This is a genomic window from Alkalihalophilus sp. As8PL (assembly GCF_040939795.1).
GTDB classification, from domain to species: domain Bacteria; phylum Bacillota; class Bacilli; order Bacillales; family Bacillaceae_D; genus Alkalihalophilus; species Alkalihalophilus lindianensis.
In genome coordinates this window covers 2,179,622-2,205,131 of record NZ_CP162551.1, presented here as the reverse complement: position 1 = coordinate 2,205,131, position 25,510 = coordinate 2,179,622, and the positions used below count along the sequence as shown (strand labels likewise).

27 protein-coding genes are annotated in these 25,510 nt (G+C 40.8%); 7 read left to right on the top strand and 20 right to left on the bottom strand.

Features of this window, described 5'->3' with window-relative positions; translation table 11 throughout:
• Window positions 1-89: 89 nt before the first annotated feature.
• The 13 genes from AB3N04_RS12725 to AB3N04_RS12665 all read right to left on the bottom strand — a co-directional run bounded on the left by AB3N04_RS12725 (window position 90) and on the right by AB3N04_RS12665 (window position 12,146).
• Window positions 90-1,046: a nuclease-related domain-containing protein gene (locus AB3N04_RS12725; protein WP_368506043.1), complete on the bottom strand. Its 957-nt coding sequence runs from the start codon at window positions 1,044-1,046 to the stop codon at window positions 90-92.
• Window positions 1,047-1,366: 320 nt separating this feature from the next.
• A complete protein-coding gene (locus AB3N04_RS12720) occupies window positions 1,367-2,215 on the bottom strand; it encodes an SDR family oxidoreductase (protein WP_368503121.1) in 849 nt (282 codons plus the stop codon).
• Window position 2,216: 1 nt separating this feature from the next.
• On the bottom strand, window positions 2,217-3,287 hold the full coding sequence (gene uxuA / locus AB3N04_RS12715; RefSeq protein ID WP_368503120.1) for a mannonate dehydratase: 1,071 nt from the start codon (window positions 3,285-3,287) through the stop codon (window positions 2,217-2,219).
• 16 nt (window positions 3,288-3,303) lie between these two features.
• Complete coding sequence (locus AB3N04_RS12710) at window positions 3,304-3,930, bottom strand: bifunctional 2-keto-4-hydroxyglutarate aldolase/2-keto-3-deoxy-6-phosphogluconate aldolase (RefSeq protein WP_047973036.1); 627 nt, start codon at window positions 3,928-3,930, stop codon at window positions 3,304-3,306.
• Window positions 3,931-4,008: 78 nt separating this feature from the next.
• Window positions 4,009-5,025, bottom strand: coding sequence for a zinc-binding alcohol dehydrogenase family protein (locus AB3N04_RS12705; RefSeq protein WP_368503119.1), 1,017 nt, complete (start codon window positions 5,023-5,025; stop codon window positions 4,009-4,011).
• Window positions 5,026-5,041: 16 nt separating this feature from the next.
• Window positions 5,042-6,316, bottom strand: coding sequence for a TRAP transporter large permease (locus AB3N04_RS12700; protein ID WP_368503118.1), 1,275 nt, complete (start codon window positions 6,314-6,316; stop codon window positions 5,042-5,044).
• Window positions 6,313-6,789, bottom strand: coding sequence for a TRAP transporter small permease (locus tag AB3N04_RS12695; RefSeq protein WP_368503117.1), 477 nt, complete (start codon window positions 6,787-6,789; stop codon window positions 6,313-6,315). Before AB3N04_RS12695 ends, AB3N04_RS12700 begins: the two co-directional genes overlap by 4 nt.
• Before the next feature lie 69 nt (window positions 6,790-6,858).
• A complete protein-coding gene (locus AB3N04_RS12690; RefSeq protein WP_368503116.1) occupies window positions 6,859-7,887 on the bottom strand; it encodes a TRAP transporter substrate-binding protein in 1,029 nt (342 codons plus the stop codon).
• Between the two features lie 56 nt (window positions 7,888-7,943).
• Window positions 7,944-8,960, bottom strand: a complete 1,017-nt coding sequence (allD, locus tag AB3N04_RS12685) for an ureidoglycolate dehydrogenase (protein ID WP_368503115.1) — start codon at window positions 8,958-8,960, stop codon at window positions 7,944-7,946.
• Between the two features lie 13 nt (window positions 8,961-8,973).
• Entirely contained in the window at window positions 8,974-9,513 is a 540-nt protein-coding gene (hxlB, locus tag AB3N04_RS12680) for a 6-phospho-3-hexuloisomerase (RefSeq protein ID WP_368506042.1), read from the bottom strand.
• A 5-nt stretch (window positions 9,514-9,518) separates the two neighbouring features.
• Window positions 9,519-10,145, bottom strand: a complete 627-nt coding sequence (gene hxlA, locus AB3N04_RS12675; protein ID WP_368503114.1) for a 3-hexulose-6-phosphate synthase — start codon at window positions 10,143-10,145, stop codon at window positions 9,519-9,521.
• A 9-nt stretch (window positions 10,146-10,154) separates the two neighbouring features.
• Window positions 10,155-11,108, bottom strand: a complete 954-nt coding sequence (locus tag AB3N04_RS12670) for a sugar kinase (protein ID WP_368503113.1) — start codon at window positions 11,106-11,108, stop codon at window positions 10,155-10,157.
• 33 nt (window positions 11,109-11,141) lie between these two features.
• Window positions 11,142-12,146: a substrate-binding domain-containing protein gene (locus AB3N04_RS12665; protein WP_368503112.1), complete on the bottom strand. Its 1,005-nt coding sequence runs from the start codon at window positions 12,144-12,146 to the stop codon at window positions 11,142-11,144.
• 128 nt (window positions 12,147-12,274) lie between these two features.
• Between AB3N04_RS12665 and AB3N04_RS12660 the strand changes: the two genes are divergently transcribed.
• On the top strand, window positions 12,275-12,451 hold the full coding sequence (locus AB3N04_RS12660) for a hypothetical protein (protein WP_368503111.1): 177 nt from the start codon (window positions 12,275-12,277) through the stop codon (window positions 12,449-12,451).
• A 245-nt stretch (window positions 12,452-12,696) separates the two neighbouring features.
• Here the strand turns inward: AB3N04_RS12660 and AB3N04_RS12655 are convergent, their stop codons facing one another.
• On the bottom strand, window positions 12,697-13,695 hold the full coding sequence (locus tag AB3N04_RS12655) for a nuclease-related domain-containing protein (RefSeq protein ID WP_368503110.1): 999 nt from the start codon (window positions 13,693-13,695) through the stop codon (window positions 12,697-12,699).
• A gap of 265 nt (window positions 13,696-13,960) precedes the next feature.
• A complete protein-coding gene (locus AB3N04_RS12650) occupies window positions 13,961-14,368 on the bottom strand; it encodes a hypothetical protein (protein WP_368503109.1) in 408 nt (135 codons plus the stop codon).
• Between the two features lie 316 nt (window positions 14,369-14,684).
• On the opposite strand from AB3N04_RS12650, the gene AB3N04_RS12645 reads away from it, so the two are divergent.
• The 6 genes from AB3N04_RS12645 (at window position 14,685) to AB3N04_RS12620 (ending at window position 21,069) form a co-directional block, all read left to right on the top strand.
• On the top strand, window positions 14,685-16,466 hold the full coding sequence (locus AB3N04_RS12645; protein ID WP_368503108.1) for a DUF6583 family protein: 1,782 nt from the start codon (window positions 14,685-14,687) through the stop codon (window positions 16,464-16,466).
• Between the two features lie 9 nt (window positions 16,467-16,475).
• Window positions 16,476-17,675 carry an ABC transporter permease gene (locus AB3N04_RS12640; protein WP_368503107.1) on the top strand — a complete coding sequence of 400 codons (1,200 nt, stop codon included), beginning with the start codon at window positions 16,476-16,478 and terminating at the stop codon, window positions 17,673-17,675.
• A gap of 4 nt (window positions 17,676-17,679) precedes the next feature.
• A complete protein-coding gene (locus AB3N04_RS12635) occupies window positions 17,680-18,834 on the top strand; it encodes an ABC transporter permease (protein WP_368503106.1) in 1,155 nt (384 codons plus the stop codon).
• The gene (locus AB3N04_RS12630) at window positions 18,831-19,562 is read left to right on the top strand and encodes an ABC transporter ATP-binding protein (RefSeq protein ID WP_368503105.1); all 732 of its coding nucleotides are present in this window, start codon (window positions 18,831-18,833) and stop codon (window positions 19,560-19,562) included. Before AB3N04_RS12635 ends, AB3N04_RS12630 begins: the two co-directional genes overlap by 4 nt.
• A gap of 250 nt (window positions 19,563-19,812) precedes the next feature.
• Window positions 19,813-20,748 carry an LCP family protein gene (locus AB3N04_RS12625; protein ID WP_368503104.1) on the top strand — a complete coding sequence of 312 codons (936 nt, stop codon included), beginning with the start codon at window positions 19,813-19,815 and terminating at the stop codon, window positions 20,746-20,748.
• Between the two features lie 165 nt (window positions 20,749-20,913).
• Entirely contained in the window at window positions 20,914-21,069 is a 156-nt protein-coding gene (locus AB3N04_RS12620) for an aspartyl-phosphate phosphatase Spo0E family protein (RefSeq protein WP_317121713.1), read from the top strand.
• A 43-nt stretch (window positions 21,070-21,112) separates the two neighbouring features.
• Here AB3N04_RS12620 and AB3N04_RS12615 read toward each other — a convergent pair whose 3' ends face one another.
• The 5 genes from AB3N04_RS12615 to AB3N04_RS12595 form a co-directional block, all read right to left on the bottom strand.
• On the bottom strand, window positions 21,113-21,757 hold the full coding sequence (locus AB3N04_RS12615) for a class D sortase (RefSeq protein ID WP_368503103.1): 645 nt from the start codon (window positions 21,755-21,757) through the stop codon (window positions 21,113-21,115).
• A gap of 28 nt (window positions 21,758-21,785) precedes the next feature.
• Window positions 21,786-22,973, bottom strand: coding sequence for a processed acidic surface protein (locus AB3N04_RS12610; protein ID WP_368503102.1), 1,188 nt, complete (start codon window positions 22,971-22,973; stop codon window positions 21,786-21,788).
• 187 nt (window positions 22,974-23,160) lie between these two features.
• A complete protein-coding gene (locus AB3N04_RS12605) occupies window positions 23,161-23,412 on the bottom strand; it encodes a DNA primase (protein WP_368503101.1) in 252 nt (83 codons plus the stop codon).
• Between the two features lie 349 nt (window positions 23,413-23,761).
• Complete coding sequence (gene fabZ / locus AB3N04_RS12600) at window positions 23,762-24,196, bottom strand: 3-hydroxyacyl-ACP dehydratase FabZ (protein ID WP_047972779.1); 435 nt, start codon at window positions 24,194-24,196, stop codon at window positions 23,762-23,764.
• A 150-nt stretch (window positions 24,197-24,346) separates the two neighbouring features.
• Window positions 24,347-25,342, bottom strand: coding sequence for a nuclease-related domain-containing protein (locus AB3N04_RS12595; RefSeq protein ID WP_368503100.1), 996 nt, complete (start codon window positions 25,340-25,342; stop codon window positions 24,347-24,349).
• Window positions 25,343-25,510: the final 168 nt, after the last annotated feature.

The following is a 25,510-nucleotide window of genomic DNA, read 5'->3' as shown; positions in this document are numbered from 1 at the left end:
TCATATTATCTATGTTTCATTTATAAAAGTTGTCATTCGTGCATATTTGACTTCTATTCGTTTATATTTCTCAACAAAAGGTATCGACATCAGTCGATACCTTTTTCTATCACTAATTTCTTCAGATTATCCAACTCTAATTTATATTTCCTCCCTTTTTTCACCCCAATTATAGCAGTTTCCAATGCGGTTAGTACTCGACATGCTAAAGGACGTGTGATTTTTAGAAATTCGCATGCTTGTTTATTCGTAATCGTGTCACTAAGAAGTAAACGATAATCAACTAAACTATTTATATGTGCTACCTTTGATTGATAATAGCAACTTGAACAGAACCATTTCCCGTGAAGTCTGCGCATCGGTATTGCATTGCATTTCGGGCAGTGGACCCCTTTAATCAATTCTATGGGCTGCAGATTATATGCTTGAAGTGGAGCGATTATTGAAGGGGTGTGAGAGTTGTTTAAAATTCTAGTCACTTTTTTGACTAACTTGGGATCAAGAGTAATAGTGATATATTGAGAGGAAAGCTGTTCAATTCGATTGAGTAACACAGTATCACGGATGACATATCTTCGTGTATAAGTAGTGGAGTCTGAGAGTGTAATTCGGCTAAGTGAGTTTGTAAATACAACGAGGGTTTCAAGAGGAATGTCTGGAATTTTGTGCTTACCTAGGAACGTTTTTAGTTGCGAAGCTTGTCTTTTCACTTGGGTAATTGGATCGGGGAAAACGTCTTCAGCATCAGCAGTTGAACGAACTAACTGCTGAAATTCCGGCTCAAATGTTAACGTACCGAAAAGATGTTTGACCTCAATAAGGAGAATATAGTTTGGAGTGAGGATAAGGGTGTCGATTTGGAAGAAGTAATCACCACTTTGAAGTCTGAGATCGTGGAAAATGACGTACTCTTTTTGCGGTAAAAAACTCAGGTGGTAATCTAAGGCTGATTCTCCTTTATAGCAACTCTCCTTTTTGCTAAGTCGGCTTCGATTTGAGGTCGTTTCGGGTGGTGGGAAGGAATTCTGCGTAGAAGTGCTTCTAATTTGGCGATGTGAACAGGGATTTTGCGAGGTTTTGCGATCATTTGGGGCTCCTTTTCTTTTAAGTGTAATATGAACTTCGTCAAATTAAGCTTTTTTCCTTTATTTGAAACTAAATTTAATAGCTGATGATCTTATTCCGATGAAATGATGTCGTTTTCCGACGGAATGGGACCTGATTCCGTCAAATCAAAGCTTTTTTCCGACGAAACCCCATCATATTCCGACAAACGCAGCAAATATCTGGAAAAAACCCCGCAACCTAACGCACCTCCGCTCACCACAAAAGCACAACCGCCCCAGCGGCTGTGCCCTCCCCATTCTTAAACTCCAGAATAAGCCATAAACCCACCATCTACTGGCACCGTAATACCAGTGACGAATCCAGACATGTTCTCATCTGCCAGCCACAAAAGCGTTCCCAATAAATCTTCCGGATCACCGAATCGCCTCATCGGTGTATGAGTAATGATCTTCTCTGAACGCTCAGTCAAGCTTCCGTCTTCGTTTTTGAGCAACTTATGATTTTGCTCGGTTAAGAAAAATCCCGGTGCGATCGCGTTCACACGTACTCCTGATTGGGCCATATGCACAGCTAACCATTGTGTAAAGTTATCAATTGCTGCTTTGGCTGCACTGTAGGCTGGCACTTTTGTCATTGGTGAAGGAGCACTCATTGAGGATAGATTAATGACAACAGCACCTCTTTTGTCGACCATTCTTTTTAGGAATACTTGAGTGGCATTTATCGTTCCTTGGATATTTAAGTTGAAAACATGCTGGAAGCCTTCATTGTTCATATCGAAAAAGGTTTGCACTGAATCGTTTTCGACATCTTCCTTTTGAAAAATTTCATTGGTTGTCGTGCCTTTTGGGTGGTTGCCCCCTGCCCCATTTATTAAAATGTCGCAAACTCCAAATTCTTTTGTAATTCTTTCTTCTGCCGCAATAATGCTATTCATATCAAGAACATCGCATGCGATGGCAAGAGCTTCTCCACCAGCATCGCGTATCTCTTGTTCGACTTGTTTCCCTTTTTCTGCTGTGCGATTTAAGATTGCTACTTTTACACCTTGGCGACCAAGCTCCCTAGCCATCGCGCTACATAACACACCGCTTCCACCTGTAATAACGGCGATTTTGCCGTTTAAGTTTTCGTTTATTGCTAGCATGTTACGCCTCCCTTTTTGCTTTTTCTAACGTGTCCCAAATTCCCCACATATACATAATGCCAAGGGCTCTGTCATATAAGCCGTAGCCTGGTCTACACTTTTCATCCCAAATGTGGCGACCATGATCAGGGCGCGCGTAACCGGTGAAATTATTTTCATGATAGGCCGTCACAACATCTGTAATATCTATCGAGCCATCTTCTGTGCGGTGGGAGGTTTCGATAAAATCTCCGTTTTCATAAATTCTCACGTTTCGAATATGAGCAAATGGAATACGATCAGCGAACTCTCTTACCATTTCCGCTACATTATTCGAAGGGTTTGAGCCTAGTGATCCACTACAGAGAGTCAAGCCATTTGATGGGCTATCTACTAATTTTAAAATACGTTGAAGATTTTCTTTATTCGTGACAATTCGAGGGAGACCAAATACAGACCATGGTGGATCATCAGGATGAATGGCCATTTTGATATCATGTTCCTCTGCAACTGGAATGATTTTTTCTAAGAAGTACTGAAGGTTATTCATCAAGTCTTCTTCTGTCACACCCCGGTATGCTTCAAATAGTTTAGTTAAATCCGCAAGACGTTCCGGCTCCCAACCAGGCATCGTCATTTCAGAGTTCTCACTAATCTGTTTCACAAGCTCCATCGGGTCGATATCATGAATTTTAGAGCCCTCATAAAATAGAGCTGTCGAACCGTCTTCTAGTTCCTTTGCTAGGTCCGTTCGTAACCAATCGAATATCGGCATGAAATTATAGCAGATTACTTTCACTCCAACACTTGCTAGCTTCTCAATCGTCTTTATATAATTTTCAATATAGCGATCTCGTGTAGAAAGACCTAGTTTTATATCTTCATGAACATTTACACTTTCGACAACCTCAATATGTAAACCATGATCTGTAGCTTGTTGTTTTACATCTTGAATTTGTTTTAATGACCACTCGTCACCAGCAGGTACATCATGTAAGGACCAAACAATTCCTTCGACGCCTGGAATTTGTTTCACGTCTCTTAAAGAAATATGATCATTTCCTTCTCCAAACCATCTAAACACCATTCTCATTTTATATCCCCCCTTATTAGTTTGATAGGATATTCACGTAATTACGCGCAGCTTCAATAACACCTTCTTCACCTGAAGTTTTTAATGCTTTATTCCAGTCACTTCCCACTCCAACTGCAGCAGCTCCGTTTTCGATCCACTGTTGAACATTGGAGGCATTTACACCACCTGTTGGCATGACTTCTACATGTGGAAGAGGACCTTTTACAGATTTGATAAAGGAAGGTTCAAATTGATTACCAGGGAATAGCTTAATCAACGAAACACCATATTCTGTTGCTTCTTTCATCTCGCGAATTGTCATGCAACCCGGAACATAGGGAACTTGATATCTATTACAAAGCATAGCCGCACCTTTATCAAAGCAAGGAGATACCACGTACTCAGCTCCATTTAAAATCGCAATACGGGCCGTCTCTGAATCTAGTACACTTCCCGCTCCAACTGTAATATCAGGGTAACTTAGACTTAATTGTTTAATGAGACGAACCGCATCCGGTGTAGTAAAGGTTACTTCTATAGATGTGATCCCTCCTGCAATACAACCATTTGCAATCGTTTCAGCTTCTTCAAAGGTATCCCCTCTCACTACCGCTGTGATACCTGCTGTGATCATTTTATTAAGCGTATTATAGCTTTTCATATCGCTTTTTCCTCCTCTTAAACTAGCTGCTATTTACACATGAGGCTCACCACTACTAGAAGGTGAGCACAGATGCGTTTACATGGAGATAACTGCTTTTCGAACTTCATCTGGATGGCTTTCGATAAACTCCATTGCCTCTTTAATTTGATCGATTGAGAACGTATGGGTTACCATTTGGTCGACATTTAATTCATTGTCTTCCATCCATTGAATAACAGGTGCAAATTGATTGGTTTGTAATCTTGATCCAACGATCGTCAGCTCTTTTTTTGTAATTGGTAATTGGGAAATGTGTGATGGACGCTCATCAAATCCTAAAACAACCACCCGTCCTGCAATGGATGCGACTTGGGTACCTAGCTCAAAAGTTTGTGGGAGGCATACCGCATCAATTACCACATTTGCCCCTTCGCCTGAAGTGGCGTTCATCACTTCCTCGAGCACATCAACCTCTCCTGCATGAATCGCTTGATCAGCTCCACACTCTACGGCAAAGTTTAAACGCTCTTGATTCAGATCTGTGATAAAGCATGTGGCCCCCAGTAGCTTGGCAACTTTCAAGCAACAAATCCCAATCGGACCTGCTCCTTGGATAAGGACGGTATCTCCCTTTTGAACATTTCCTCTCCAGTTGGCTTGTGCACCGATGGTAAATGGTTCCACCAATACAGATGCTTCAAAGGGAGTATTTGTATCTACTTTATGAAGGTTGTCTTCTGGTACAACCATATACTCTTGCATGCCCCCATCTCGATGGACACCATAAACTTCTAGATTTTCACAGACATTTGCTCGGCCATTTCGGCATGCATAGCACTCTCCACATGTATCAATTGGTTCTAGGACAACTTTATCGCTTACTTGTAAATTTGAAACATTTTCGCCAATCTCGATGACCTCTCCTGTTACTTCGTGACCTAGGATTCTAGGGTAAGTGGCAAGAGGGTTAGTCCCGTGATAAATATGCATGTCTGATCCACAAATACCGACCATGCGCACTCTTATTAACACGTCATTTGCTTGTTTTAAGACAGGCTTTTCTTTTTCTATGACTTCAATGGAACCTGCTTTCTCTACATGGACAACCTTCATACGGAACGCCTCCTAATTAATCAAACAAACTTGGTAAGAATAAGGTGATCTCCGGAATAAAGGCAACGAGTAACAAGACAACAAGGCTGACAAATAAGAATGGAACAAGAGCTTTTGTCGTATCCCATATCGATACCTTCCCTATACTCGATGCAACGAATAGACATACGCCAACCGGTGGTGTGGTTAAGCCAATAATTAACGCAAGCACCATGACAATACCGAAGTGAACTGGATCCATTCCAACAGATGCTGCCACTGGAAGTAGAACTGGGAATAAAATGACAAGTGCCGCAATCGTTTCCATAAATGTTCCAACGAATAGTAACAATAAGATAACTAATAGAATAACGAGGATTGGATTCTCTGTAATCCCAAGGATCGTATCAGCTACTAAAATAGGAATCTGCTCACTAACAAGGATATAGCCAAATAGATTCGCAAACCCAACTAGAATTAAAATAGAAGCCGTGCTTATCATTGAATCTAAAATAATCTTAGGAACTTGTTTGAATTTGAGATCTTTATAAACGAATAGCCCAATGATTAACGCATAAATAACCGCAACGATCGATGCTTCAGTTGGTGTGAAGAACCCACCTAATATTCCGTATAAAATAATGACAGTCATTAGTAGAGCCCAGAAAGCTCCGAAAAAAGACTTCGTTATTTCTTTTACTGGTTTACGGGCTTGCTTAGGATAGCCGCGTTTTACAGAAATCGCATAGGCCATCATCATTAAGCCAATACCGAGAAGCAAACCAGGAATAGCACCTGCTAAAAATAAATCCCCGATCGACACACTAGCAAGCGTTCCCACAATAATTAACGGAAGCGATGGCGGGATAATAGGTCCAATAGTAGAAGATGAAGAGGTTACTGCTGCTGCATATGGCGCATCATAGCCCTCTTTTTTCATAGCTGGAATCATGACCGCACCAATGCTTGCTGTATCAGCAAGAGCTGTACCAGATATGCCTGCAAAACCCATTGATGAGCCTATGTTTGCTAGACCTAGCCCCCCTCTAATGTGACCAACAACATCATTGGCAAATTTAATAATTCGCTCCGTGATTCCTCCTGCGTTCATTAAGTTCCCTGCCAGGATAAAGCCAGGTATACATAACAAGACAAAAGAGTTAATTCCAGAGAACATGCGCTGTGGAATAATGGTCAGCGGTACATCAACGATAATTAAATACAGCAAACTGGAAAGTCCTAAACTAAAGGCAATGGGTACTCCTAAGAACATTAAAACGAGGAAGGATAAAAATAAAAGTAATGCCATCATGCTTGATCGCCTCGCTTCCTACTAACGAAAAGGTCGTAAATGCTAATAACGGCATACACGCCAATAAGTAACATTGAGATTCCTATACTGGCATGAATCCAAGACATCTCAATATTCATCGTGGCTGAACGTTGACCTTGACCTAGTAACATAAAGTAATAACCATAATAAGCAATGTAACCGCTCATGACGATTACCAAGAGTTGCGTAAAAGCTTTATAATAATTCCGGAACTTTGCCGGTATTGCATTCAAAATGAAATCAATACTAATAAATTCTTGACGTTTCATAGCTAACGGAGCTCCAAAAGATACCGCAAAAATAAATAAATATCGAGTTAACTCTTCAGTCCATACTGCAGAAAAAGGTAAAAATCTTGTAGCAACTTGCATGGATACAACGACAATAATACCGATAAAACAAAGGGCAGTTAATACTTCTAGGGTTCTATCTAAAAGTTTTAGCGGTTTCATACTCCTCATCGCCTTTCTTAGGAAGAAGACGTATCAACGTCTAGTTGATACGCCTCTAGGACTTCATGATTATTCAACATCTAAAATTTGCTGATAAAGCTCGAATTGCTCTTCAGATAAAGCATTTTCAATTGCCGGCTCCATTGCTTCACGGAACGCATCTTGGTCTACATCGTCATTAAATGTCATGCCTTCAGCCTCGAGAGTGTCATGGTAATTTTGAATTTCTTCGACAAATAGCTCATCGCCGTATGTTTTTGCTTCTTCAGCTGCTTCCATAACTGCTGCTTGTAAATCCTCACTTAATGCTTCGAATTGTGAGTTCCCCACTACTACATAAATCCAAGAGTAGACATGCTCAGTTAAGTTTACGTATTCTTGAACTTCATAAAGTCCGCCACTGTGGATAAGATCTACTGGATTTTCTTGGCCATGGATTACTCCTTGTTGTAAGCCTGTAAATACTTCATTGAAATCCATCACTTGTGGACCTGCACCTGCTGCATTCCAAGAATCCATGAATAACGGAACATTTGGTACACGCATTCTAAACCCATTTAAGTCTTCTGGAGTGGAGATTGGCTCGTTAGAAGTTAAGTTACGAGGTGCACGCTCCATATGGAATAAAGGAGTAACCCCTACCTTTTCAACGATTTCTTCTTCAATCTCACTACCAATTTCGCCTTCAACAACTGCCTTAAGATGATCGGAGTCACGGAATGCATACGGTACGGCTAGTAAAGCTGCTTTCGGTGCCCAGTTTTGCATCGTTTCACCAGTAATAAGTAAGTCTACATTTCCACCTCTGACACTATTTAATACTTCCGTTTCCCCGCCAAGTTGGTTATTAGGGTAGATAGAAATGTCAATTTGACCTTCAGTTTTCTCACTAACAAGCTCAGCAAATCTCTCTGCCGTTTGGTGCCAAATATGATCTTCAGCTGCTAAATGTCCCATTCTCCAGTTGATCGTCTCACCAGATGCTCCACTTTCATCTGTATCTGTGCCATTTGCCGTAGTTTCTGTATCACTACCTCCACAAGCAGCAAGCATCATTAACAAAGCTGACCCTACTACAAATCCTTTAAGCTTCTTCATGTTCATTTCCCCCTAAGAAAATTATATTTTGACGGCATTTAGTAACCGTTTACAACCTATTGTCTATTTGCTAGGTATTCATAAACCGATTTAGTAACAGGCACTCCTTCGCTTTGAGCCACTTCTTCTTTTAACTGTTCAGGCTCCCCTGGTACTAATACTTTATTGAAACCTTCAGCGGGTTCTACTTCGTGTATTTGATCAATCATTTCATCCATTGAATCTAGGAAATCATCAATATTAGTAAACATCGAAGGGTTGATGGTAAAGATAAAATGACCTAGCTTGCGTTTTTTATCGTAGTCTCCATACATCTTGGCAATGTTTGGTCCGAAGCTAGAGCCGGTCATGATACCAGACATAATGTCGACAACCATTCCCAGTCCATATCCTTTAGGTCCGGCAAAAGGAAGTAAATAAGATACATCGTGTGGATCTGTTGTTGGCTGACCCTTTTCATCTACTCCCCAATCAGCTGGGATATCTCCTCCTGCCTCGCGAGCGTGCAAGACTTTACCAAACGCTACGTTACTAGTAGCCATATCAAGAATCACTGGCTTGTTCTTTCTAGCAGGGAAACCGTATGCAATTGGATTTGTGCCAAAGTAAGGCTTAGCTCCTCCAAATGGAACAACAATATTATCTGTATGCGTTAATGCCATCCCAACTAAGTTATGTTCTGCAGCTTGTTGAACGAAATAAGAAAGGGCACCACAGTGGCTACTGTTGATAATTCCAACCATTCCAATTCCGTTCTTTTTCGCCATTTCAATTGACACTTCCATTGCTTCCTTTGCCACAACGTGACCCAGGCCATCATCACCATCAAAGATCGCTGAGCAAGGACCTGTGTTTGTTACCTTGAATTCAGGATTTGGGTTCATGCCGCCTTCATTTAAGCGCTTTACATAATGCTCTGTGCGAAGAACCCCATGTGAGCTCACACCGCGCATATCAGCATGTACCAATACATCAGCTACGATTTCGGCATGCTCTTTAATAAGTGAAGCTTCTTTTAATCTATTTACAACTAATTCTTTTAATTGCTCTTGTGATACTTTAATATCTGTCATTTTTTGTCTCTCCCTACTCTAAGTTTGCATGTCTATTTATCATCTCATCATGACTACTTGTTTGGTTCACGCTATAAATAATCAGCGCATCTAACAATAGATGAAGGCTTTGATCAAATTGATTGCCAAGAGGTTGAATCGTATCAGGCTCACTTGCACGTCTGTACTTCGTTGCAGCTGGGATCTCTAATAGATGATCACTCACCTCTGCTAATGGAGAGGATGAATCCGTTGAAACACCTAACACAACGGCGTTTACTTCTTTTGCTTTTTTAGCTGTTTGTACAATGGAACCCGTTGTCCCTGATCCTGAAATTGCCACTAACAGGTCGCCTTCTTGAATACTTGGTGTAATCGTCTCACCAACAGCATAGACGTTATATCCTGCATGCATTAATCTCATTGCAAAAGCCTTACCCATTAATCCAGAGCGACCTTCCCCAAGCACAAAAATGCGATGTGCCTTTTTTAGTTCTTTAGAAAAATCAATGGCTTGATCTTCCTTTACAGTTGCAAGAACCTCCGTTACTTCTTTAACCACGGTTTCAATCATTGTTTTCAAGGAGAGATCATTCCCTTCAATCTTTTCGCCACCTCAGCTCGGTCTCTAGCCTTTGTAATCGCACCACCGACGATGAAAATATCCGGATTATGAGGTAAAAATTGTGGCAAGGATGCTTCATCAATCCCACCTGCTACGGACACTTCGAACTCATTTGCATCTGTTAATAAACGAAAGAGATCAGCTGTAGCATTCTTTCCATCTCCTTGCATATCCTTTCCGATATGCAAACTAACTAAATCCACTCCCAAACTCTGAAGTTGTTGAATCCTTTTTGAACTCGTAATTCCTAGGAGGTCGACCATCACTCTTTTATTGTGACTTTTTGCTACTTGGAGCATTTCTTTAATGGTGGCATCATGGGCAAAAGCCATCACTGTAGTGATATCAGCCCCTGCTTGGAATGCTTGCTCTGCTTCTGACCTACCTGCATCACATGTTTTCATATCAGCAACAATCGTTATATTTGGGTAAACACTTTTTATTCTTTCGATGATCGACATGCCATATTCTTTTATGACACCGGTTCCAATTTCAATCAAATCAATAGAGGTGCTAGTTTCTTCTAATATAGTGAGACATTCATCTTGTGTGAGACGATCTAATGCTAGTTGTAACTTCATCAAAATCGCCTACCTCTCCACTTCATGTTTTTTCCCGAGTCTAACGAGCACGTCATCTAAATATGGAAGCCCTTCGTTGTCCCCGGTTACGCTTACTACCATTGATCCGATCACATTCGCAAATTGGAGCGATTCTTCTAGACTATGTTCATTTAGGTAAGAGTAAATATATCCGGCATTAAATCCATCACCAGCACCGACTGTATCGACAATCACCTTCGGCTTAACAGGGGCAGCATGATGAATTTCGCCGTTACGATAGCCGACCGATCCTTCTGCGCCACGCTTTAAGATAATGTCTTGAATGCCATACTCTTTGAAAATCGTGATGTATTCTTCAATCGTCTTTTTACCAAAGAGGAGTTCAGCCTCTTCTTCTCCAGATAACACGATATCCACATATGGCAGAATCAACTCAAACGCTGCCTTTGCCTCTTCTATCGTCCATAATTTCAACCGTAAATTCGGATCAAATGAAACAAGTACACCGTGCTTTTTCGCCAGCTTAACCGCTTCTAGCAAGACGCCAGGATTTTTCTTGTCGATCGCCGCAAATACCCCGGTGACATGGAGAACCTTTGCTTGACTAATGTACTCTTCATTTAGGGTTTCTGCTGTTAGCGCTTGTGTTGGTGAGTTGTAGCGGTAGTAATGTGTTGTGCCTGAACCATCTTCTCTTATTTCTTTAAAGTTCAACGAGGTAGGACAACCCTCAATAAGTTCCACTTCTGATGTATCAATATTTTCACCACGTACAAAGTTTAAAATGTATCGACCAAACTCATCTTGACCTAACCGGCTAATCCAGCCAGTATCTAAGCCTAGGCGGGCACAACCTAACGCGAAGTTTAATTCTGCTCCACCAACTTTTCGCTCAAAGCTTTGAACAAATCTCATCGGTCCGTTTGTACTAGGGTTAAATGTAATCATTGCATCCCCGATTGTAATAATATCTTTTTTCACTTCAAGCTCTCCTATCTCTACTGGTGTAGGCCCCTAGCTCGATTCTCTTCCGCGTAATAATGGTTCATAGCGAGTGATATTGCCTTTATCTTCTATAGAGGAGCCCTTTACTAATTTCAAAAGCATACGTGCTGCATCTGTTCCCATTTCAAAAGCTGGTTGAGCCACTGTTGTTAACGTCGGATTGAAAAGGCTTGCAAAAGAGACATCATCAATTCCCACTACTGCAAGTTCAGTTGGAACGTTAATTCCTTCTTCTTTTACTAATTTCAACACTTCTATTAACGCCAAATCATTACCGGCTAATAAAGCATTTGGTGGTTCATCAAGTTGGAGCATTTCTTTTATAGCCTCTTTCATAAAAGGAACGTCCACACTCTTCATATAATCTTCCCTAACCTTAATGCCATTTGCAGCTAAGGCATTCTTATATCCTCTTACCCTCTCAATTCTTGGTGTTAAATGCCGGATAAGTGAGGTCGTTACAATGCCAATACGCTTATAATTTCTTTGAAGCAAATGCTCAACTGCCAGTAAACTAGCTTTTTCATTATCAAGAATAATACTAGGGACCGCTAAGTCTTCAATTATTCTATCTACAAACACAAGTGGATAGTTTTCATCAACCATTTGCTTAAAGAGATCGCGGTTGCCTCCTGTTGGGAAGACGATTAAGCCATCTACTTGCTTAGCTCGAAGCATTTCAATGTATTTCTTCTCTTTTTCCGGATCATCATCGGCATTACAGACAATGACATGGAAATCATGCTCATGGCAGTAATCTTCAACTGCGCGAATAACTTGAGTAGAAAAGGAATGTAGAATATTGGCAACAATAACCCCAATCGTAGAAGTTTTCTTTTGTTTAAGACTCCTTGCTAAATAGTTAGGTTGATAGCCTAATTGATCAATTGCTTCTTCTATACGCTTTTTTGTTTCTGCACTCATATAGTCGTAACGTTTATTGATGTATTGAGATACAGTACTTTTGGATACGTTCGCTTCTAAGGCGACATCCAGCATGGTAATCTTTTTCATGTAAACTCCTTTTAATACACTTACTAAACCGGTTTACTAAACCGATTTATCTGTATTATAAATGTAAGCGTAATCAATAGCAATACTAATTTTTAAACAAATTTAGAAATGTGCAGAGCTATATTTGTTTGGCTGAACCTACTGAGGACGATGTGGTGCGTGGCAAATATGACCTTCATGGATTGATTGAGCTCGGCTGGCTGCGTTGTGCTTTGGCTGCTGGAGACGATGCGGATTTCTACTTCTGCGGGCCGGTGCCGTTTATGAAAGCGATCAAGCAGTATTTAGCAAGAGCTTGGTATTGATGCAGAGCGGGTACATTATGAGTTCTTTGAACCGGCTGGGAGTTTGGAAGTGGAGCAGGGGGTTTAGGCAGCTGGGATAGAGTCTATTTCCAGATAATGACTGCGTTTGCTAGCATAAAGTGCTATTTCGCCGAATTAATTGCGAATTTGCTTAAATCATCTTGCAAGTCACACAAATTAAACAGTAGAATGCTTGAATTAACGGTAATCAACACTCGATTACAAATAAAAATCAGACATCGATCTTAGTCGATGTCTTTTTTCTCAAGTTTTTCTACTAACTTCTCTACTTCGATCATATATTCCCTTCCCTTTGTGTTGCCTACCTCCATTACTTCTAATGATTTGAGCATCCTTCTCGCTACATCCCTCTCTACTTTCAGATAATCACATACTTTCTTGTTGGTAATTGTTTTTCCAATCAAATGCGCATAATCAATCAAGCTTTCAATATGTGCTATTTTCGATTGATGATAGCAAAAAGTGCATAGCCATTTCCCATGTAGTCTACGCATGGGAATTTTATTGCAGCGTGGACAATGCGTACCTTCTATAAGCTCATTTTGATGAAGATCATAAGCTGAGAGCGGGTCAAATCGGGCTTCGGTATGGGATTTATTAAGGATCCGAATGGCTTTTTTAATCAATTTTGGAGGGTAGATAGGTGTAGAGTGTTGAAATGTAAACCTTTGTATGCGATTTACGAGCACTGTATCTCGGATGATATATCTTCTTAGGTAATCAGTCGTTTGTGAGGTCGTAATTCGGCTAAGTACATTTGTAATAACAACGAGGGTTTCGATCGGGGCTTCTGGAAATTTGTGATCTTTGAGCAGCTTTTGTAGTTGAGATGCTTGTCTTTTCACTTGAATGATCGGATCAGGAAAGACGTCTTCAGCATCAACAGTTGAACGAACTAATTGCTGAAATTCCGGCTCAAATGTTAATGTACCAAATAAATGTTTTACTTCGATGAGAAGAATATAGTTTGAAGTGAGGATAAGTGTGTCGATTTGGAAAAAGTATTCGCCACTTTGAAGTCTGAGATCGTGGAAAATGACGTACTCTTTTTGCGGTAAAAAACTCAGGTGGTAATCTAAGGCTGACTCTCCTTTATAACCAGCTCTCCTTTTCGCTAAGTCAGCTTCGATTTGAGGTCGTTTCGGGTGGTGGGAAGGAATTCTGCGTAGAAGTGCTTCTAATTTGACGATGTGAACAGGGATTTTGCGAGGTTTTGCGATCATTTGGGGCTCCTTTTCTTTTAAGAGTAATATGAACTTCGTCAAATTAAGCTTTTTTCCTTTATTTGAAACTAAATTTAATAGCTGATGATCTTATTCCGACGAAATGATTTCGTTTTCCAACGGAATGGCTTCTGATTCCGTCAAATTAAAGCTTTATTCCGACGAAACTCCAGCATATTCCGGCAAATGCAGCAAAAATATGGAAATCACTATCGCTATTCTCTCAAAAAAATGCGATCAGTCTTCATGACTAATCGCATCTCTACTATTCAATCGTAATATCCGCTACGAGTTCACCGTCTTGTACAACTTGAACATTTGCTGCTTTGTCTTCATGTGCCTCTTTAATTTCCTCGGCAAACATTTCTGCTAGTTGCTCTACTCGTTCTTCTTCCACGTTTTCATCTAACATAAGAGAGCCAACTGCTGTGTCACCATCAACAAAGACTTGTGCACCAAGCACCCCTTCTTCTTGTTCGATGTTAGCTGTGAGTGGTGCACCACCTTCGACGTACTCTGTGCTATCAACCGGCTCGCCTACTTCAGCTTCCCCTTCAGCTTCTTCTTCTATTTCTTGTTCCTCATTTACAACCTCTGTTTGTTCTTCTTCGTTATCAGAGCAACCGACAAGTAAAAATGCTCCTGCACATGTAGCGATTAAAAATTTTTTCATCTTATGTGTACCCCCTATGACAAGCTCTTTCTATTTTACTATAAAATGATTGTCTAATCTAATAGAGAAAAAATGATTCAGATTAACCATCACACTCTACTGAACATTGTAGTCATCATTTTTTCACGACATATATAGACAAGCCTTTAGACCTATTTCGTTGGGATATTTGTCTTTTATTGTCGAATTAATGGAAATAGAAGTAATTTCGGCTTATGATTAAGTGTGTTTGTTACCAGTTTCATGGAAAAATAGATATTTTTGTTGAGGCTAGGTTTTCATTCTATTCATTCTATCGTTAAAGGAGAGATTGCCAGTGGTATGTAAAAATTGTGGAGCGGCCCTGAAGCAAGGTACGTCGGTATGTCCATCATGCGGTACCGAGGTCGATGAGACGGCAGCAGCTGTAGCAGTAGAATATGAGGAGCCAAAACACCGCACGCCTAGTGAAACAGAGCCACCTAAGAAGTCAAAAAAGAAGATGATCATCATTGCTTCTTCTGTTGCCGTGCTATTAATTGGCTTTGTAGCGCTTGCGTTTGGAATGGGTTTATTTATGAGTGATAAGCAACGTTTCTTGTATGCAGAATATAAAACGTTCGAACAGCTTTCTGATGAATTTCAAGATAAGTATGGTGAGGATTTAGCATTTAATGAGTTAACACTATCCAACCCTTCACGTTCGGAAGTAACACTTAGCGGAATGTTGAATATGGAAGCAGCTACATATGACCCCGAACTTGATATGATCCAATCAATTCTAAATTCTTCATCCATCACGATGACACAAGAGATGGACCCTACTGTAAACCAAGCTTTTTATGAACTTGGTCTAAACATTCAACAAGCAGATGCTCTTACAATGGAAATGGCCCAATCAAACGAACAAATCGGACTAAAAATTCCATTCCTTTATGATGAGTACTTCTATATTAATCTTGATCAATATGGCGAATTCATGCGAATGTTTGACCCATTTTATGATGGTCCAGAAAGCTTAGAAGCTGTGCAATACAGCTGGGAAGATCTTAAACTCTCAGAAGCAGAACAAGAGGCTCTTCAATCAAGGTACTCAACCTTCTTCATGGATTCATTGAAAGATGAGTACTTTGTAGATAACGGAAAAGTTGATTATGAGTACAGCGGCACAAACTTAAGCTTACGCGAATTAGTGATGGAGCTCTCACCAGAGGAAGCTTCAGCGTTTACAAATGAGTTTTTCGGATTCGTAGCAGCTGATGATGAACTTCACCAATTAATCGCAGAACGAGCTGTGATGGTTGCCGATGCACAAACACTCGAACTGGCTCTAGATGGAGAAGAATTTAATGTTCAAACCTTTCAAGCAGATATAAAAGAAGCACTTGAAGAACTGCAAGCAGAGGCAGAAAATCTTCAATACCCTAATGGATTTACATCGACGATCCTTGTCGATAACAGCAACATTATTATTAGCCGTCAAATAAATACAGCGATTTCGATGGAAAACACAAATGAAGCTGGCAACCTTTTTGTCGAAACGAGAAATGTACAGCTTGATAACAATGAAGTCGACCGTGCAACCGTCGTTACGTTAGCACCTGAAGGTCAGCAGGATGCTGAACTGAACGTGGCTTATACGAACTTAATTGGTGCAGGCGATGGTTCGAGAACAGAAGATATGACCCTGAATGTTTCTTTAAGTGAATACGGCACAACATCAGAACCTTTTAGCCTGTCGATGCAATCTGAATTTTTCGGATTAGGTACAGGTGATCAGCAAGTTGAGCGTTCATTTGCGGTTATGTCAAACGATATCTCAAGCATGGAACCACTTTTAACAGGGACTTTGAATCAAGAAAAGGATATCAATCTAAAGGATGAAGCAGCTTCTTATAAATACGATTTCACGATTGATCTAAATGAGCAATTTGAAAATGGCTCGCTTTCCTTTGTACTTGAGTCGGATTCTACGATCATTGAAAGTGTCTCTCTCCCAACACTAGATGGAGACGCTGGCATTAATGTGGTGGAATTAACTGAATTTGATATGATGCAAATTGCTGAAGATATTGAAATGCGCCTTGGTCAACTGATGTTTGAGCTTGGTTTATTCTAGGAGAGTCGGATGAAGCACATTCTCGCTTTACTCACTATTCAATTTAATATGTGGATTAAGCAGTTGAACTTAGGAGTAACAGTTATTGTTGCTCCTCTTCTTCTATTTTCAGCGATTGGCCTCGTTGTTTCTCACCAGCTCACCCCAAGTGAGGCGGTCGAAAAAATGGCGGTCGGTGTTGTTGATTTGGATCAGACATTTGAAACGAAACAAGCAATCGGTCAGATGTTTGATAACGAAGAAGTGGAACAGGTAATTGAGGCGATTGATACGACTGAAGAGCAAGGTCAAGATATGCTTTCCGGAGGGACGCTTGATGCATTGGTGATTATTCCTGAAGGCTTTAGCGAGGATCTTCGCCAAGGTGTAAACTCCCCCATAACAGTCATCGGCCAAAGCAGTCAGCCGCTGCAATCCGCGCTGATCCGTCAACTTCTCACCGCTGCTACTCATTATGTCTCTGCCGCACAAAGTGGTGTGAACGCTGTGCATTACTTTTTGGTGGAGCAAGATGTCGCAGTTGACGTACGACAAGGTGAGCTGCAACGAAATATCGTGACCTTTTCGCTCGATGCGCTGGGGAGACTTGATGTATTTGAAGAGGTTCAAGTCAGCGGGTTATTTCAAGAAAACATTGTGATGTATTATGTCGGGTCCTTTCTTGTTTTAGCGATAATGACGTGGAGCTTTTTTATCGTTCTTTTACTGCGCCAAGCATTTGATACGGCAACCTTTGATCGTTTACGTACGCGCGGAATGGACGATTGGCATTTTGCAGGCTCAACCTTACTTGGTGCTTCAGTGATCGTTGCTGGAGTGGGCCTTTCCGTTGGCTTGCCAGCTGTTTATCTAGCGGATGGTCATGCCTCTTTGTTCTTATTGGCGGTTGGGATTGCTCTTCTCGCTCTTTTATTTAGCAGCTTCTTTTACGGGATTTCTTTGTGGATTCGATCAGAGCAAGGTGTGCAAATCATTAGTTGGATGTTCATTTTGATAGGAGCGATACTAGGTGGACATTTCGTTCCTACCCTTTATTTCCCTGATTGGTTACGAAGCTTAAGTGAATGGACGATTAACCTCTGGACCCTTGGAGCAACCATTGATCTTCTTCAAGGGGCTACAAATGGTTTATCAACATTAGGCATCTTCGTTATGGGATCCTTGATTTTCGTTGCATTCGGTATATTGGTTCAAAAAGGAGCGAGATAGTCTGATGAAGCTGTTACGTATGGTTCTGTATAAACTTTTTTTCAAGCCGACTGCCTTGCTATTACTCTTTTTGGTACCGATTGGCGGCGTGTTATTATTTGGGACATTAGTTGAAAAAGGCCAACAAGAGATCGCGATTCCGATTGCTATAGTAGATGAAGACGACCAACCATTTTCACAGGCTGTTGTCGACCATATTTCCAATCAAGACCGGATCTCTGTCGTCACGACCTCTCGCGATGAAGCTTCCGACATGCTTTTGAGGCATGAAGTCGATTCTGTTTATGTGATTAAGGAGGACTTTGAAGCGGCGCTAAAACGAGGGGACCGACGAGAGACGATTGAGGTGTGGACCTCCCCTCATTCCTTAACGACGGGGATAGTCAATGAGATCATCGCCAGCATGGTTGTGCGATTGACGAGTAGTGTGAATGCTGCTGATCGCGTCTTGGTTTTATCGAGTTTATTAGAGCTGCCATTGGAAGCCGGAGAAAATGTTGTTTGGCAGGAAACCTTTGAATTCAGTGAAAGCCAGTGGGACCCTGAACCGTTGCTTACGATTGATTATAGAGACATTTCTAATGGTGGAGAAACGGTTGATACGACGGGACACTGGTTGAACCCGTATCTAGGGATGTGGACCTTTTTCACACTACTAATCAGTATACTCGTGACAGATTGGGTGATCCGAGAAAAAGGGTTGATCCTCCCTCGTGTTCGGTCAACTTTTGCAGGAATTAGAAAATATTTAGTTGTACATTTCATGGTGTATGTTAGCTTTTTTATGTTGCAGACATTGGTTACCTATTTTATTTTACTCTACTTAAATAAAGTCGAGCCTAGTGTAAGTTTATTCGTTAGCATGATGCTATTTGGATGTGTGAGTATGGCGATCTCCTTTTTGCTAGCTGCTTGGAGTAAAAATCTTGTTAGCTATTATATTCTTGGGATGATGATTGTCGTTGGACTAAGCCTTGTAGGAGGAAGTATCATCCCCGTTCATGAACTAGCTGAAGGGTTACGCGTGACTTCAACATTTCTTCCTCATCATGCGGTGATTTATTCTCATTCAGTTTCACTCTATACCTTTTTTATGACTGGTATTGTCGCTTGCGGAATGCTTATTCTAGCCATTAAACGATTGGAGGGCTTGAAATGATTGAGGTGCATGAAGTATCTAAAATGTATGGCAAAAAGAAATCTCTTGATCGCCTTTCTTTATCCGTTAAAAAAGGCCAAGTATATGGACTTCTTGGCGCTAATGGGTCCGGGAAATCAACCCTTCTCAAAGTGTTAGCGACGGTAACTAACGCCTCGGGTGGCAACGTGACGATCGCCGAGTATGACATCAAAAAGCAAGCAAAACCAATCCGTGAGCTTATCGGCTATGTACCTCAAGAGCTATCAATATGGGAGGAGGTAACGGTATATGAAAATGTTCGTTATTGGAGTGCTTTTTCCACTAAAAAGCTCACAAAATCAGCTCTAATTACTCATTTAGAAAGGATCGGACTTGGTGAGCGAGCAAATGACAAAGTAAAGACGTTATCTGGCGGAATGAAGCGAAAGTTGAACATCGTTATCGCTCTCCTTCATGACCCACACATCCTTCTAATGGACGAACCGACTGTTGGCATTGACTTTCAATCGAAATTTGAGATCAATCAATTAATTAAACAGTTAGCGAAGGAAGGTAAAACGATTATGTATACGACGCATGATGTCATAGAGGTTCTTTTTTTATGTGATGAAATCGGTGTATTAAAAGATGGTCAGCTTTATTACTCTGGTACGCTTAGTGAGGCACGTATGAAGGCTGGTGCTGTAGCTCATGAGTGGTCGGATGAAGAAGTGTTGTATCGCTTAGTGAATGGTCAGTTATTTTAGACCGTTGAGGCTGTAGTCTAACGGTCTTTTTTGGTGGAAATTAAGCATCTTCTATGTTTTTTTGTGATTTCCCTCTTTTATTCTTGCAAACCTAGAAATCATTCTAGCAACTCCCCCATTTATTTAAGCAAACGCAGCAAAATACTGGAAATTTTCTACCTCGTTTCTACATGCCGTCCCCTTCTCGTTTCCATCTCATACTTTTTCCTATATAATGAGTGGCAATAACTTATAGAAAGCAGGTTGCGTGATGAAACGAGTATTCATAGCGATTGCAGTGGTCGTTCTTCTCTCGATTACGGGATTTGGAATTTATTTGTGGGCCTCTGTTAATGAAACAGCTCAAAATATTTATGAGCCTATTGAGCGCGAGGAAGAGAAGTCGGAAAAACGGGAAGAAAAAGTCGATGTCGAGCAAAGTGAGCCAATGTCCTTTTTACTCGCAGGAGTGGACTCGACTGGAGATGAAATCGAAGGACGCTCGGATACGATGATCGTCCTAACCGTGAATCCAGAGAAAGAATCAATCAAAATGCTGAGCATTCCTCGTGATACCCGTACAGAAATAATCGGACGTGGGACAACGGAGAAGATCAATCATGCCTATGCATGGGGCGGGGTAAAAATGGCGATTGATACAGTTGAGCATTTTCTTGATATTCCAATCGATCATTATGTCAGCATTAATATGGAAGGCTTTATTGGAATTGTTGATGCCATTGGTGGTGTCACAGTCGATAATGACTTTGCTTTTAGCCAGAGCGGGTACACCTTTCCTGAAGGCGAGCAGGTTCTTAGCGGTGAAGAAGCCTTAGCTTACTCACGCATGCGAAAGGAAGATTCCAGAGGAGACTTTGGGCGAAATGATCGTCAGCGTGAGGTGGTCGAAGCGGTTATTTTAGAGGCAGCTGACATTTCCTCTATCTCCAGAGCTGGTGAGATTCTTGATACAGTTGGAAGTTCTGTTCGCACGGACTTGACACTAACGGAGATGTGGAAAATCCAATCGAAATACCGAGGCGCACGACATAATGTCGAGCAAATGGCTGTGACAGGTGAAAACGAACGAATTGACGGAATTTATTACGTCATTGTTTCTGAGGAAGATCGCCAACAAGTTACGAACGAATTGAGAGAACATCTCGAATTACCTCTTACATCAGAAGCTCAACAAGGTGATGACTAAACAGTCATCACCTTTTGTCTTGTCTAAAAAAACATTTTTTTAAATATGAAGTAAAAGTAGTGGTATCTTTTTGGAAAATCCAGTAGAATAGGAAATAACTACTAATAAGTACACTTATATTTATATAGAAATCTGTCAAAAAATCAACCATAACGGGTGAAAACTATGAATAAAGAGAACTTGCTTTTAGTGATCGAGTCTAAGCGTGAAGAGCTACATCACTCAGCCCTTCGATTCGGGATGAACTCAAAAGAAGTTTTAAAGTGCAGCGAGGAGTTAGATAAGCTTATCATTACGTATCAGACCTTAAAAACAAGCTAGAAAAGACCCTATTTCCACGTGGAAGATAGGGTCTTTTTTAGTATTAATTTGCATATTCAGCAGAGACCAGGTCTGCCATAATAATGTAGCGATCTGGCGCTGCTCCGATAAAGTCGAATGGATAGCACGTAGAAATCGTTAAGGTTGCTTTGGGCTTTGGCACGATTACTGTGCGATCCTCTTTATCAACGATGCGCATTCTTCTTACTTTATAAGTGAATTCACCCGCACTCGTGCGAACGACAAGAAGCTCACCTTTTTCTACCTCACCTAACTTACGAAACACCGTATCGCGGTGCCCAGAGAGAACAGAATTATCGTTTTCCCCGGGGAGAACACTTCCTTCAAAGTGTCCGACTCCTTTTTCCAATTCATCCTCATGAGTCCCGTGATAGATTGGCAGCTCCGCATTTAAACTTGGAATCAAAAGCTCACCGATATGTTCACCTTTTGTCGGCCTTACCGGATAGAGATCATCAGGAGCAACAGTCTCTTTTGTTTCGACCTCTGGTGTCTCAGCTTCTGGCTCCTCGTCTCGCTCAATAGGCTCTGCCAATACGGTTTGCTGGCTTTCCGAGGTCTTAAAGAGTAGGTACCCCTTTATAAACTTGTACCCATTTGTGGTGGTAAACCATAGCCCGGAGACAATTAAAACCACAGAAAGCATTAAAATAATCAAACGTTTCATCAGAACTTGCCTCCAGTGCTTGGTTTCTTTATTTCATAACAACTTTTCTTCTACGGAACAAAATAACACCTGCAAGTAATGCACCTAAGCCAAATAACATATTGTTCGCGTAATCAGTTGCTGTATCTGGAAGTCTGCCACCTTTAACCGTTTTAACTGGAGCCGTAGCTACTTTCTCCACTTCTTTTTTAGCTTGAGGCTTCGCGATTGCCTTCTCAACTTCCTTCAGGTCGCCACCTGTATTCTTAATAAGGTCTGATCCAAACATGTCTGCCGTCAACAAAATATCAGCTAAAAATTCCCCTTGTTTATTGTAAAGTTCAATTAGAAGGTCATATCCATTTGTTGAGTCCATTGTCATCAATGTCCCAAACGAAATAGATTTCTTCTCATCACCCTTCACAAGATAATACTTCACATCTAGTTGGAAAAGATCTAACATTTCATCAAAGATTGATAGAAGCTCAGCAATCTCCTCAGCAGATAATTCTGATGCCGATTCAAAATCAGGAATAGCCATTAAACGGTCATTAAGAGCTACTAGACGATCAAGAAAAGCAGGATTTTCAAGGTCTAGAGACATAAAGTGATTAATCAATCTCTCTAGCTCTTCACTAGTCAGACCAATTTCTGAAAATAGGCCATCAAAATCTAGTGAAAACTCTTCGTGCCCATACATATACCAGTAAATAATCCAGTCTAGATCTTCAATGTACTCATAATCCTCAATTGAATCACCAAATTCATTAAGAAAGCTTTCTAATTCTTCTTTATTAGCAAATCCGTATTCGTTTAGTAATTCTTGAAGGTTCTCTTCAGTGATAGGAGTGCCCCAATCGTCTTCTAGGTAAAAACCTACAAACCATTCTAAATCTTCTGTAAAAAATAGCCAATCAATGTCTAAAACATCCTGTCCCTCTTCAATATCTCCATTTTCAATAAGTAATTTATTCAATTCATCTCGAGTTAGATCGTAATCTTGTAGAAGAATTTGAATCGAATCTTCTGTTAGAGGTGTCCCTAATTCATCAATATCATATTGAGAAAGATCTAATTCTTTACTCTCTAAGTAGTCAAGATAGTCTTGCTTGTCCCATCCAATTTCTTTTAAAAACTCATTAAAGCTAGCGTCATTTGCATCTAGTGCAAAAGTTGAAACAGGTAAAACCGTTAATAATAGTGCAACAGCCACCAACATTGATAACAGACGCTTCATTCTTTCATCCTCCACTAATCCATATTTAATTTTCTAGATTAGTATACTCCTAGATTTTGTATTTGCCTATTAAATTTTTTCGTCAAACCCGATTATTTTTCGACAAAACCAGCTTTTTGAGGAAAGAAATAATTACACAGAAAAAAACCTCGCCTTAGCGAGGTTTTTGTATAGAATCAGACTAGAATTAGTTATCTTCGCCTTCTTCTTCAATTTCCATTTCTTCTTCGTCAGCTGGCTCTTCGTCCATTGCTGGCTCTTCGTCCATTGGCTCTTCATCCATAGCTGGATCTTCTGCTGGCTCATCCATTGCAGGCTCTTCAGTTGCTGGATCTTCTACTGCTGGATCCTCTTGTTGCTCATCTGCTGGCTCGCCACATGCTGCTAATACACTTAAAGATAATACAGCTGCTGCTGTTGTCATCATAAATTTTTTCATTGATAATACCCCCTGATTATTTATATGACTAACTTATTGGTTTTTTGAGTGCGTGACTCAGAATGCCTTGCTGTTAGTCTGTGTGTATCTTACCAAGCTTATGCACCACCGTCTATAGATTGCAGGTTTTTTTGGTAAGATCTAGGCATCTTCACAAGGTGTCACACAGTTTATCACAAACAAGGATTATGTCGAATCAACGTTAAACGCTTATGCATCAGGGGTTTAAGACGTTTTTTTTATTTTTGCCGACTTGCAGTAGATGTGAATCGTTGCAAGCCAACTTGAGGCCGAATGAAGATTGTGTGGCGTGTTATGTAGTTATTCGGACGGCCTTTATGAAAATGGATTATGAATTTTTGATGGCAAACATAATGTCAGTTTCAACTGCAACTTCACCGTCTACGGTTGCAATAGCATGTCCTTTTCCGATCGGTCCTTTAAGGCGAGTGATTTCTACTTCAAGCTTAAGCTGGTCACCTGGTACGACTTGGCGTTTAAAACGACAGTTATCAATTCCAGCGAAGAAGGCAAGCTTGCCACGGTTTTCTTCTTTTTTAAGCATAGCAACGGCTCCTACTTGAGCGAGGGCTTCGATGATCAGTACGCCTGGCATAACAGGATAGTCAGGGAAGTGTCCGTTAAAGTACTCTTCGTTGGCTGTAACATTCTTGATGCCGACTGCGCGCTCGCCTTCTGTGATCTCCTCAATACGGTCTATTAATAGGAATGGGTAGCGGTGCGGGATGATTTCTTTAATTTGTTCAATCGTTAGTTTGCTCATGGTTAATCTTCCTTTCAGTAGTTCGATTTGGTTGTGTTTATTATAGCATATGGAAGGTGGTGAGTTTCGATATGAGCATTTTTTTGACGTTATGTGCGATGTCGGCGTGTTTATGTGCGGGATTTTATTTTTAGGTGCGAATGTGAATTTTTATGAGCGTACGGAAGTTTTATGAGCGATTATAAGGTTGCTCAGATCATAAGTGGACCCTTTATTAGCGCCAGTTTGTGTAGCACGAACACTTTGAAGGAGTCGTTTCGTCGTAAATCGTGAGGTGAGATGGAGGAAGGTTCTAAGCTTACAGTTAGAAGTGGTTGGATCAATGAGTAAAGCATAGTCACGGATGGCGCTTTTATGCGCATTATGGGAAATGGCATTGCAGGCTGGACATTCCCAGCGGCCATGGAGACGGTTCATAGGACGAGCTTGACAATAAGGGCAATAGACACCTGTAATAAGCTCTTCTTGCTTCAATTGATACAAAGGGAGAATCGGTTGATCATAAGGTTGATTGTCCTTGAGGAGTAAATCAGCTAATTGTTCGCATAACTGATTTGATAAAGCAAGTTGGGAATAGTGCTGTTGTAAATGAAGAAGTTTATTGGGGACATTGGCAGCGTGGGTGATTTTTTTAATCGCTTCTTGATGCTGTTCATTTGCTTGGATTTTCGTTTTAGGATTGGCGATCACAATAAGAGTTGTAATGGGGATGGAAGGGAAGTTTTGACGAGTGAGCCATTCAGTCAGAAAACTTTCTTGGCGTTTTACCTGTATGAGCGGATCTGGAAATACGTCCTCTTTCTCATCAACTTTTCTCAGAAGTTGTTGAAATTGATGATCAAACGTAAGCGACCCAACTAAATTTTTCACTTCTAGGATGAGAAGGAACTGCGGAGTAAGGATGAGGGTGTCCATTTGAAAGTAACGATTATCGAGTTCAAGGCGGATATCATGCAAGATGTGAATATCTTTTCGGATAAATGGAGCAAGGAAATAATCAAGCTGTTGCTCTCCTCGGTAACCTGCTGCATGTTTCGCATATTCATCTTCAATAAGGGCGTGTTGCGGATGATGTGGGGACAAGCGTTTCATTAACGCTTCAAGCCTGTGCAGAGTGAGGGGGGTGTTGCGGGGCTTTAAAATCATAATCAGACCTCCTACTATTTTTTTGTAGTTGCGGGGTGTTGCGAGGAAACACTCGATTTTCTTTCAATATTCTTAATTATTCGATCTTATTCGGGTGAATCCTTCTTTTTAGATAAAAAAATTACAAATTTATTGAGAGGGAAGAGAGGTTTTATTTATGTGCGAAAC